Below are 10579 nucleotides of genomic sequence, written 5' to 3' on the forward strand. Positions count from 1 at the left end.
ATGGAGATTGGTTGTGGAGCGCGGATCCGAGACTTCGGCGGACGGCGGTACTTCTACTTCTGGCACTACGAACGCGACGACGGACGGTCCTCGCGGAAGGAGGACTATATCGGCCGGGTCGAGTCCGCGCGGGGCCGCGACGAGCTCCTCCGGCGGATGGCCGCCTACCACCGGAAGGCCGAACAGGAGTTCGCCCGACGACGGGAGCGAATCGAGCGGCAGATCGTCCTCGCGGCCCATACCTCTGCTTAGAGGTACGCCCTCACTCGACGTCCCGCGCGGCGATCGTCTCCCGCGTCCGCGCCCCCTGGCCCATGACGGTCAGGTAGATCCCCGCGAGGGCGAGCGCCCCGCCGATGCCGACGGCGATGCCGGGCGTCTGGCTGAGGAGGGCCCACGCGAGGAGGCTCGACCCGATCGGCTCGCCCACGAGGCTCAGGCTCACGACCGGCGCCGGTACCCACCGGAGGCTCCAGTTGTACAGCGTGTGCCCGCCGATCTGCGGGATGACGGCCATCGCGAGGAAGAGGGCCATCTCCCGGGGCACATCTCCGGTCGGCGTGAGGCTCGCCCCCAACACGAGCGCGTACAGGAAGAGGAAGGCGGTCGCGCTCACGTACACCACGAACGCATAGGCGAGGAGCGGGATTCGCTGTCGCAGCGTTCGCCCCAGGAGGAAATAGAAGCCCGCGGCGACGCCGCCGAGGAAGGCGAGGAGGTCGCCGATCCCGCTCGCGCTCCGTGCACCGGAGTCCGCGACCGCGATCACGATGACGCCGCTGAAACCGAGGGCGATCCCGATCGCCATCCACGCGTTGAGCCGCTCGCGGAGGACGAAGTGGGATAGGACGCCGACGAGGAGCGGGTGGGAGGTGACGAGGATGACGGACGAGGCGACGGCCACGTTCACAGCCTCGATCTTCAAGGACCCGATCCAGAGGGTGAAGTGGGTCGCGAGGATGCCGCCGACGCCCATCATCACGAGCAAATCCTTCCGCGCGATCCCGGCGAGGGGCCGTCCGCGGTCGAGGAGGACGACCGGGGACAGGATCAGGGACGCGATCGCGAGTCGGTACAGGGCGATCGTCACGAACGGGGACTCGGACCACGAGATGAAGATCGCGGAGAACGAGACCGAAACGACGGCGAGGGCGATCGCGCCGTACGGGGAGGCACGCACGGGTCCCGACACGTCGCGTGGCTTATGTAATGGCTCCTGACGCCTTGCGATGGACGCCGCGCGCCGGCCACCCGCAGGAGCCCTTAAGTAACGTGGGCTCCCTTGCCCCGCTCCGGAGAGGGGGATTGCGATGAGCCGGCTCGGAATGGTCTTCGGCGTGGTGGGCATCGTCCTGGTCATCGTCGGCTTCGTCGGCCCGTGGTGGACCGTCGACACGTCCGCGTCCCTCTTCGGGCAGACGGTCTCGTCCACGGCGGAATTCCGATTGTTCGGCGGGACCGCGACCGTGAAAGCACCGGGCTTCAACCAGACGAACACGACGGACTACTCGAACGAGCCGAACACGCGCTCCGTATTCCTGACCGGCGCCGCCCTCGCGGGGGTCGCGATTGCCCTCGGGGTCGTGATGGTCGTCCTCGCCGCGATGGCCGGAAGCCGGCCGTCGTTCCGCCGGCTCGCGGCCGCGTGCGGCATCCTCGCCTTCGTCCTGGCGCTCGTGGCGGCCCTGTACGTCATGGCTTCGTTGCCCGCCGCCGTCAACCAGGACAGCCAGGGCGGCCCGATCCAAATCTCCGGATTCTGGGGCACGTCCTCGACGACGTTCCTCGGCGCGACGGCGACGGTGACCTGGGCGGCGGGGTGGGCCTGGTACGTCGTCCTCGTCGGCGCGATCGTCTTCCTTATCGGCGGCATCGTCGCGCTCGTTGCGCGACGGGGCACAGCCGCCCGCGCGCCGGGGGCTGCGCAGGGTCCGCCCGAATCGCCGCCCGAACCCTGAGGCGGGCCCACCGGGGACGCGCAACCTATATCGGTCGCGGCTCAATTCGCCGGTCCAGGGATGCCGATGGACATCTCGGGCGTGCGCAAGATCGCGGTGATCGGCGCGGGGACCATGGGCGCGGGCATCGCCCAGGCGTGTGCCGCGGCGGGCTTCGACGTGACGATGCGGGACATCGAGCAACGGTTCGTCGATCGCGGATTCCGCCGGATTCGAGACCCTCTCGCAAAGCGCGTGGAGCGTGGCAAGATGACCCACGCCGAGGTCGACGCGATCCTCTCGAAGATCCGTGGGGTCGTGGACCTCAAGGAGGCCGTCGCGGGCGCGCAGGTCGTGATCGAGGCGGTCTTCGAGAAGATGGACGTGAAGCGAGAGTTGTACACAGAACTCGAGAAGCTCTGCCCGCCCGACGTCGTTTTCGCCTCGAACACCTCGTCCCTGAGCATCACGGAGATGGCGAACGCGACGAACCGCGCGGACCGCGTCGTCGGGATGCACTTCTTCAACCCCGCGCCGGTCATGAAACTGGTCGAGGTAATCCGCGGTTCGGAAACGAGCGACGCGACGGTCTCGCTGGTCAAAGACTTGTGCAGCCGCCTCGGCAAGGAGGCGGTCGAGGTGAAGGAGTCTCCCGGCTTCGTCGTGAATCGCCTCCTCGTGCCGATGATGAACGAGGCGTTCAACCTCCTCCAGGAGGGCGTCGCGAGCGCGGCGGACATCGACAAGGCGATGAAGCTCGGCACGAACATGCCGATGGGGCCGCTCGAGCTCGCGGACTACACCGGCCTCGACATCGGGCTTGACGTGATGGAGGTCTTGTTTCGCGAAACCGGAGACCCGAAGTTCCGGCCTTCGCCATTGCTGCGCAAATACGTCCGCGCGGGTCGCCTCGGTCGCAAGACGCGACGCGGCGTGTACGAATACCCCACGAGCTGAGCGACCGGGCTCGAGCCGGCACGGCGGACGGCTGCGGCGCCCGCGCAGGATCCTGCATGCCGCCGACGGCCTCGCGCAAACGGCCGGTGCGTGTCAGGGCGGGCCGGGCGGCGGGCCCTGTTCGGACGGCGGCGTCGGTGGCGGTGGTTGCGGCGGAAGCCCCGCCATCGCGGAAGGTTCGCCCGGTGGCATGGGCTGTGGCGTTGGCCGCCTGCGCCTCCAGAACAAGACGGCGACAACGACCGCGACCGCAATCGCCGCGACGAGAGCGGCCCACGGCCAGTAGACTGGGCCCGCGGACGACGCGCCCGCGCGGGAGGGCGGTGCATAGCTGTAGTCCGTCAGGGTTGCGCCGCTCTGCTCGCTGCCGCTCCCCCCGTACGTTGTCTGCTTGACATAGTTCCCCACGTCCCAAGACGAGTACGTCATTGTATAGCTCGTCGCCCCCGCTTGGGTTTGCTTCACGGGGGTCGCCACGAACGATCCCTTCGGGACGCTGACCTGGGCGTCAGCCTGTACCGCATACTGGTAGGTCACGCTGGCCGATACCGTGTTCGTCTGCGGCGGATATCCTGGGATCGTGATGGTCGTGACCGTCGTCTCCGTGGTTGTGGAGGACCATGTCGCGCCGGCGGTGAGGGGCCAAGTCATCGTATGGGGCGGCGCATCGGTGATCGTGATCGAGACGCTGGCGGTCCCGGATGGGGTCGATGTCGAGAAACTGAAAGCGGCCTGGACCAGGGACAGGTCCGACACACGGAACCACGTGTCACCCGCAATTGAGTACGTGAGGCTTCCCTGCGTGACATTCAGCCAGTCCTTCGTGTCGTATGTCGGGTACGTGACCCCTCCCACGGTGACGTTCGCCTGGCCCGCGACGATCATCTTGAGCGTGCCCGAGGCCGTCCCCCCCGAAGGCGAGCTGATGTTCTGCAACGAATACGCCCACCAGTCGCCCTTTTGCCATGTGGGCTTCCCCGTTTCCGCGCGCGCACTCGGGAGGAAGGGAAGGGCGAACGCGCCCAGGACGACCAACGAGGCGAAGACTACGATAGCTGGACGCACAAACACCCGACGCACAACCTTCTCCCCCAGCCGGAGCTGGGCCGGAGGCACGATATAGGTTTCCATTCAAGAAGGAGCGGGAGAGCCCTATATGGACCGGCGATTGTCCCTCGGCTTTCGCTGCCGGGCGTCGGGAAAGGACCGCGACGAAGTAGGCCAGCACCCGCGCGAGCCTGGGCATCCGTCCAGGGCCGTCCGCCGCACCGGAGTCGCGCTCATGCAGTGGCCGGCGCCCGCCGAGGAACGTTCATCCTCGCCGCGGGCATTCCTCGACCGGAGGAATCCAATGCCCGGCTTCGTCAAGACGGAGATGGAGGACCGCCTCGCGATCGTCACAATCAACCGACCCGACGCCCTGAACGCGCTCAACTCGACGGTCTTGCGCGAGCTCTCGATGGCGATCGAGCATCTGTCGATGGCCGCAGACGTCGGCGCGATCATCCTGACCGGAGCGGGGGACAAGGCGTTCGTCGCCGGCGCCGACATCAAAGAGATGGCGAACCTCTCCGGCCTCGAAATGCAGCGTTTCTCGGAGATGGGCCGCCGGCTCGGGGACACGATGGCGTCGTGCAACAAGCCGATCCTCGCGGCAATCAACGGCTACGCGCTCGGCGGCGGCTGCGAGCTCGCCCTCGCGTGCGACATCCGGATCGCCTCGGAGCGCGCGAAGATCGCGCAGCCGGAAGTGAACGTCGGCATCATCCCGGGCTTCGGCGGCAGCCAGCGCCTGCCGCGGATCGTCGGCCCGGGATGGGCGGCCGAACTCATCTACACGGGGGAGACGATCGACGCCGCCACGGCGGAGCGCATCGGGCTCGTGAACCGGGTCGTGCCCGCGGACCGCCTGCTCGAGGAGGCGAAGGCGCTGGCTCGGAAGATCCTGGAGAAGAGCCCCGCGGCGATCGCCCTCGCGAAGGCATGCCTGCGATCGGCGATGGAGATGCCTCTCTCGGCGGGATTGGACTTCGAGACCTCCGCGTTCGGCGTCGTCGGGTCGACGCGCGACAAGGCGGAAGGCATGCAGGCGTTCATCGAGAAGCGAAAGCCGACGTGGACCGGCGCCTGACTCAGTACGACTCGAACTCCTCTTGCAGGTCGATGACGACCTGTTCGAGGACCTCCTCGAACGACGAGCTGCGGTACTCGCGCATCCCGCCGAGCTCGCTCTGGATTCGGGCGATGAAGTTGTTCGAACTCTTCAGGAACTCGACGTTCACGAGGGATTCTTCCATCACCATCCGCTCCCGGAACCGGTGGGGGCGCGCGATTCCCTTCCGGCGTATCCGAGGTCCCTATTTAAGAGTTGCCCGCAGAGTTCGCGGCCTCGCCCCCGACAACATTTCGCCGCCCGATGCCGCTCGTTTTCGCGCGCCAGTCAAGAACCTTTATCTAGCACACTCCCTTTGGAGCGCCCTCCCGAACGGGAACGCGGAGCCAAAGGTTGGGCAACATCCGGCCGACGTACATCAAGCGAGTCGCGATCGAGCTGGCGAAGCTCTATCCGAACGAGTTCACAGACGACTTCGACCACAACAAGGCGAAGGTCTCCGAACTGACCGACGTGCGGAGCGTCCTGATGCGCAACCGGATCGCCGGGTACATCACCCGCTACCGGCAACGGATCGCCGCGTAGGCCCCCTCGCCTCGCGCCCGGCTCGGGCGATCGGATGCAGTCCCCCATGACGTACGCCGTCGAGACGCGCGACCTGACCCGGATCTTCGCCGGGAAGAAGAAGCGCCGGTTCCGCCGCAAGGCAGGCTCGAACGGGAGCGAGGATTCGCTCGGCCCCGTCACCGCCCTCGATGGCGTGTCGTTGGGCATCAAGGAAGGGGAGCTGTTCGGAATGCTCGGGCCGAACGGCGCCGGCAAGACGACGCTCATCAAGATCCTCGCGACCCTGCTGCTCCCGACGGCGGGACAGGCGTTCGTTGCGGGTCACGACGTGGCGAAGGATCCGTTCCCGATCCGACAGCGGATCAACATGGTCTCCGGCGGCGAGACGTCCGGATACGGCTTGCTGACCGCGCGCGAGAACATCTGGATGTTCTCCCAGTTCTACGGCGTCCCGAGCAAGGTCTCCAAAGAGCGGATCGACGAGCTGATGCACGTCTTCGGACTGTGGGACAAGCGTGACGCCAAGGTGCGCATGCTGTCGACGGGTCAGAGGCAGAAGATGAACATGATCCGCGGTTTCGTCACGGATCCCGATATCCTCTTCCTCGACGAACCGACGCTGGGCCTCGACGTGAACGCGGCGCGCGTGATCCGGGAGTACGTCATGAACTGGGTCCGAAAGAGGGCCGGCAAGACGGTCCTCCTGACCTCCCACTACATGGCGGAAGCGGACCAGATGTGCGACCGGATCGCGATCATCGACAAAGGGCGCATCCTGGCGTGCGACACCCCCGCCAACCTGAAGCGGATGATCCGCACGGAGACGACCTTCCAGCTCGAAGTGGACACGATCCGGGACACGACGTATTTCGTCGGCCTCCCCGGCGTCAAGAACTTTTCCCACAAAGATGACATCTCGAAGAACCGTTCCCACCTCACGTTCATCCTCGAGGACGAAGGGCCGGTCGCGGAGATCTTGAGCTCGATCACGTCGCAGGGCGCGAAGGTCCACTCCTTGCAGAAGTCCGAGCCGACCCTGGAGGACGTTTTCATCAGCATGGTCGGGAGGGGCCTCGATTGAGCGTCGCGAGCGTCCGGAGGACGGACTTGCGCTACCGGATCGGGCTCAACCTCCGGGCCGTCGTGGGCCGTTCCTATCCCCGGATCGTCGGCGCGAACCGCGAACCGTCGTGGATATTCTTCGAGGCCCTCCTCCCGCTCCTCGGGATTGCGGCGTACGTGTTCATCTACCAGTTCTTCGGGAACCAGGCCCTCGCGGTGATCAACAAGGCGACGCTGACTGCGCCCTTCGGGATGTGCGGGAGCAACCCGTGCGCCGACGCCGCGCAGCAAGCCCAGTACGCCGCGGCCGTCCACTCGAACACGAACGCGCTCGTCGCGTCGGTCGTGCTCGGCGGCACGATGGTCGCGTTCTGGCTGAACGTCCTCTGGTCCATGGCGAGCCAGCTCTACTGGGAGAAGGAGATCGGGAACCTCCAGCTCTACATGATGGCGCCGATGAACCGGATGGCCCTCCTCGGAGGCATGGCCGTCGGCGGCATGGTCATGACGTCGATGCGCGCCGTCTCGACGCTCATCGCCGGCGTCTTCGTCTTCGGCGTCATCTTCCAAGTCGCGAATCCGTTGATGCTCCTCGCGGTCTTCTTCGCGACCCTGATCGCCCTGTATGGGCTCGGGATGATGTTCGCCTCCCTCTACCTTTTGTGGGGCCGGGAGGCATGGAATCTGTCGGCCCTGATGGAGGAGCCGATCTTCTTCTCGAGCGGCTTTTACTTCCCACTTGGCGGGTTATTCCGGATTCCCGGCTGGGGACCGGCCGTCGCGATCGCGGGATCCTTCATCCCCGCTTCAATCGGGCTCGACGCGCTGCGGCAGCTCACCCTGGGTTCGACCGCTTTCGGAGGTTCGCTCTGGATCTTCAACGTCACGACGGAACTCGAGATTCTTGTCGGTATGGCGGTGTTGTTCTTGATCCTCGCAAGGTACTGCCTCGCATACCTAGAGACGCTCGCGAAGCGAGAGGGGAAGCTGACCTCACGGCATCAATGAACACGTACTGGCGGACTTTCAAGACGGCCGCGTGGCTCGGATGGGAGATGGACTCGAACTGGACGGAGCCGTGGCTCTTCGTCCTGTACTCCATTATCAAGCCGGTCGCCGGCGCATTCATCCTCGTCCTCATGTACGTCGTGTTCGTCGCGATCGGACGGCCCCAGGGCGACCCCGATGCGTTCTCCTATATGTACGTCGGGAACTCCTTCTTCATCTTCGTCGCGTCCGTGCTCTTCGGCACGTTCCAAGTGATTCAGTCGGATCGGGAATGGTACCAAACGATTCGGTACGTGTACATCTCGCCAATCTCGTACTATGTGTACATCTTGGGTCGAGCGGCATCCAAGATCGCGGTCTCGGTGTTCGCGGTCGCGATCACCTTGGTGTTCGGCGTCATGTTCCTCGGGGTCCAATTGCACTTGGCCCTGACCGATGTTCCGTTGTTTCTCGTCAGCACGATCCTCGGTTTGTCGGTCCTCCTGGCGATCGGCATCTGCCTCGGCGGGATCTCGTTCTTGACGGCAAAACACACCCATGGTCTCGCGGAAGGCATCCCCGGGCTGTTCTACGTCTTCTGCGGGGTCCTGTTCCCGCTCTCCGTCCTTCCGGATTGGGGCCAAGCCATTGGCCGCGCGATTCCGCTGACCTACTGGTTCGACATCACCCGGCGTCTCCTCACGTCGCCTTCGACGTCGACCTCGACGGTGAACACGACTCTCCAAGGGTTCGACCCGCCGACCATTCTGTTGTTTCTCGTGGTGTCGTCCGTCGGTTTCTTCGGCCTCAGCATCCTCATTTACAAGGTCGGGGAATACTTTGCCCGGAAAGCCGGCAAGATCGACATGACGACGTCCTACTGACGCCGGGCGCGGCCGGCGCGCCGCGCCGTCTGCTCGCGTCGGTAGGGATATCGTTGGACGGCCCCGCACGCCGTACATGTGACGACGACGCGCCCCCGGCCGACCCGGACCCGGGCGCTGACGGACGGGAGGAGGAACGCGAGGCACTTCTTACAGAACGACCGCTTGAAGGCCGCGGGCACCCGCGCGTTGTACCGCATCCCGATGCGCCTTGCGAGCTCGACGTAGCGCCGCGCGCGGCCCGGGCGGCCCTGGAGCGCCTCGGACTCCGCGAGTCGGAACAGCGCCGTCATCCGTTCGAGCGCGATCCGCCGTTCCATGCCTCGATGTCGCCGCTTCGCCATCGAGAGCGGAGCCCACCGCAGCGCATTAAGTCTCCCCCACGCGACCAAGCTTTAACTACGGCGTCCCGATAACTGCGGGGGAGCCCGTGCGCGAGCGCGTGAAGCAAATCTATCGCAACGTCCGCGACGGCGTCGACCTCATCGTCCTCCTCAACTCGACGGAACCGCAAATCGACATTTCGTTCTTCTACGCGACCGGCCTCACCGACGGCCTCTTCGAGGGCTGCGCCGCATGGCTCACGCCGGACGGCAGATGCGAGATCACGACGTCCGCCCTGGAGGAGGAAGCCGCGAAGAAGGGCGGATTGCCGATCGAGGTCTTCCGCACGCGGGACGACTCGGCGAAGCTCCTGCGGGCGCGCCTCCGAGGCCACCGAAAGGTCGGGATCAACGCGGCCGAGCTCACGCACGCGGCCTTCGAGCGGCTCCGGAAGCTCGCCCCGAAGTCCGCGAAGTTCGTCGATGTCTCCGATGCGATTATGAAAGCGCGCCTCGTGAAGGACGCTCGCGAGGTCGAGATGATCCAGCGCGCCTGCAGCATCGCCTCGCGCTCCTTCGAGGAGATCCTCCCCTTCATTCCGGGAGGCGTGACGGAGGCGGAGGTCGCCGCGGAGCTCGCCTACCGGATGCAGAAGAACGGCGCCTCGGGGCCCTCGTTCCACACGATCGTCGGCTCGGGACCGAACGGCGCGGAGCCTCACTACACCGCCGGCCCGCGGAAGGTCCAGGAAGGCGACATGATCGTGATCGATTTCGGCGCGATGTATCGCAAGTATTGCTCGGACATCACCCGCACGGTCGTCGTCGGCAAGGCGTCGGAGGAGCAGAAGCTCATGCACGACACGGTCGCGCGCGCGCACGCGGCCGCGTTCGCCCGGATGAAGCCCGGCGTGCGCGGGAAGTCGGTCGATGCGGCGGCCCGCACGGTCATCGACCGGACGAAGTACAAAGGGCGTTTCATCCATGGGCTCGGCCATTCCGTCGGCCTGGCGGTCCACGACGGCGCGGGGCTGAACTCCGCGAGCGAGATCACCCTCAAGCCGAACATGGTCTTCACCGATGAGCCGGGCGTCTACGTCCCGGGATTCGGCGGCGTCCGGATCGAAGACGATGTCCTCGTGACGCCGAAAGGCCCTCACTACCTGAGCGACGCGCCCCGGGAACTGCTCGAGCTCTGAGGCGCCCCTCACGGCGCGCCGTCGGCCATCTCTCGCGCGAGGAGGCTCATGCGGACGACGTTCACGAAGCCGCCGTCTTTGTAGATGTCTTCGCGGTGCACGCCTTCCCGTTGGAATCCGATCTTCTCGTACGTGTGGATCGCGCGGGCGTTGTACTCGAGCACCTCGAGGGAAACCTTGTTCATCCCGAGCACGCCGAACGCGTGGCGCAGGGCGACCCGCATCGCTTCCGTGCCGATCCCTCTCGACCGGAACTCCGGCTCGCCGATGACGATCCCGATCTCCGCCTTTCGGTGCGTCCGGTCGATCCGGTGGAGGCCGAGGTTCCCGACGTGCCGGCCCGCGACTTCGATCGCGAAGATCTGGTCGTCTCCCCGCCGCTGATAGTCGTGGAACCACCGTTCCTCTTCCGCGAGCGTCACGGGACTGCCCCGGCCGAGGAAGCGGATGACGTCCGGGTCCGAGAACCACTTCACGCACCGTCGGAGGTCCCCGGCTTCCAAGGGACGCAACAGCACGCGTTCTCCGCGGAGGACGCGTCGGGTTTCCA

The 10579-nt window shown here is 66.0% G+C and carries 14 protein-coding genes; 9 read left to right on the forward strand and 5 right to left on the reverse strand.

Going from position 1 to position 10579, the window contains the following annotated elements; translation table 11 throughout:
• Positions 1 to 252, forward strand: coding sequence for a hypothetical protein (locus VF992_05735; protein ID HEX9340657.1), 252 nt, complete (start codon positions 1 to 3; stop codon positions 250 to 252).
• Between the two features lie 10 nt (positions 253 to 262).
• On the opposite strand, the gene VF992_05740 is transcribed toward VF992_05735, so the two are convergent.
• A complete protein-coding gene (locus VF992_05740) occupies positions 263 to 1180 on the reverse strand; it encodes a DMT family transporter (protein ID HEX9340658.1) in 918 nt (305 codons plus the stop codon).
• A 130-nt stretch (positions 1181 to 1310) separates the two neighbouring features.
• Between VF992_05740 and VF992_05745 the strand changes: the two genes are divergently transcribed.
• The gene (locus VF992_05745; protein HEX9340659.1) at positions 1311 to 1958 is read left to right on the forward strand and encodes a hypothetical protein; all 648 of its coding nucleotides are present in this window, start codon (positions 1311 to 1313) and stop codon (positions 1956 to 1958) included.
• Positions 1959 to 2039: 81 nt separating this feature from the next.
• The gene (locus VF992_05750) at positions 2040 to 2894 is read left to right on the forward strand and encodes a 3-hydroxybutyryl-CoA dehydrogenase (GenBank protein ID HEX9340660.1); all 855 of its coding nucleotides are present in this window, start codon (positions 2040 to 2042) and stop codon (positions 2892 to 2894) included.
• A gap of 93 nt (positions 2895 to 2987) precedes the next feature.
• Here VF992_05750 and VF992_05755 read toward each other — a convergent pair whose 3' ends face one another.
• Complete coding sequence (locus VF992_05755) at positions 2988 to 4025, reverse strand: hypothetical protein (GenBank protein ID HEX9340661.1); 1038 nt, start codon at positions 4023 to 4025, stop codon at positions 2988 to 2990.
• 220 nt (positions 4026 to 4245) lie between these two features.
• Between VF992_05755 and VF992_05760 the strand changes: the two genes are divergently transcribed.
• The gene (locus tag VF992_05760; GenBank protein ID HEX9340662.1) at positions 4246 to 5025 is read left to right on the forward strand and encodes an enoyl-CoA hydratase-related protein; all 780 of its coding nucleotides are present in this window, start codon (positions 4246 to 4248) and stop codon (positions 5023 to 5025) included.
• A 1-nt stretch (position 5026) separates the two neighbouring features.
• Here VF992_05760 and VF992_05765 read toward each other — a convergent pair whose 3' ends face one another.
• Positions 5027 to 5191 carry a hypothetical protein gene (locus tag VF992_05765; protein HEX9340663.1) on the reverse strand — a complete coding sequence of 55 codons (165 nt, stop codon included), beginning with the start codon at positions 5189 to 5191 and terminating at the stop codon, positions 5027 to 5029.
• A gap of 209 nt (positions 5192 to 5400) precedes the next feature.
• Here VF992_05765 and VF992_05770 point away from each other — a divergent pair, with 209 nt between their 5' ends.
• Genes VF992_05770 through VF992_05785 form a run of 4 tightly spaced genes read left to right on the forward strand, consistent with a single transcriptional unit; the run spans position 5401 to position 8507 of the window.
• The gene (locus VF992_05770; GenBank protein HEX9340664.1) at positions 5401 to 5592 is read left to right on the forward strand and encodes a 30S ribosomal protein S17e; all 192 of its coding nucleotides are present in this window, start codon (positions 5401 to 5403) and stop codon (positions 5590 to 5592) included.
• 46 nt (positions 5593 to 5638) lie between these two features.
• A complete protein-coding gene (locus VF992_05775; GenBank protein ID HEX9340665.1) occupies positions 5639 to 6655 on the forward strand; it encodes an ATP-binding cassette domain-containing protein in 1017 nt (338 codons plus the stop codon).
• Complete coding sequence (locus VF992_05780; GenBank protein ID HEX9340666.1) at positions 6652 to 7644, forward strand: ABC transporter permease; 993 nt, start codon at positions 6652 to 6654, stop codon at positions 7642 to 7644. Before VF992_05775 ends, VF992_05780 begins: the two co-directional genes overlap by 4 nt.
• A 47-nt stretch (positions 7645 to 7691) precedes the next feature.
• Complete coding sequence (locus VF992_05785; GenBank protein ID HEX9340667.1) at positions 7692 to 8507, forward strand: ABC transporter permease; 816 nt, start codon at positions 7692 to 7694, stop codon at positions 8505 to 8507.
• Here VF992_05785 and VF992_05790 read toward each other — a convergent pair.
• Positions 8501 to 8851, reverse strand: coding sequence for a hypothetical protein (locus VF992_05790; GenBank protein HEX9340668.1), 351 nt, complete (start codon positions 8849 to 8851; stop codon positions 8501 to 8503). The two genes, VF992_05785 and VF992_05790, sit on opposite strands and share 7 nt — an antisense overlap.
• 86 nt (positions 8852 to 8937) lie before the next feature.
• Between VF992_05790 and VF992_05795 the strand changes: the two genes are divergently transcribed.
• A complete protein-coding gene (locus VF992_05795) occupies positions 8938 to 10029 on the forward strand; it encodes a Xaa-Pro peptidase family protein (GenBank protein ID HEX9340669.1) in 1092 nt (363 codons plus the stop codon).
• A gap of 8 nt (positions 10030 to 10037) precedes the next feature.
• Here VF992_05795 and VF992_05800 read toward each other — a convergent pair.
• A partial coding sequence (locus VF992_05800; GenBank protein ID HEX9340670.1) for a GNAT family protein occupies positions 10038 to 10579 on the reverse strand: 542 nt, incomplete at its 5' end.

The sequence above is a fragment of the Thermoplasmata archaeon genome (assembly GCA_036395115.1).
Lineage (GTDB): Archaea > Thermoplasmatota > Thermoplasmata > RBG-16-68-12 > RBG-16-68-12 > RBG-16-68-12.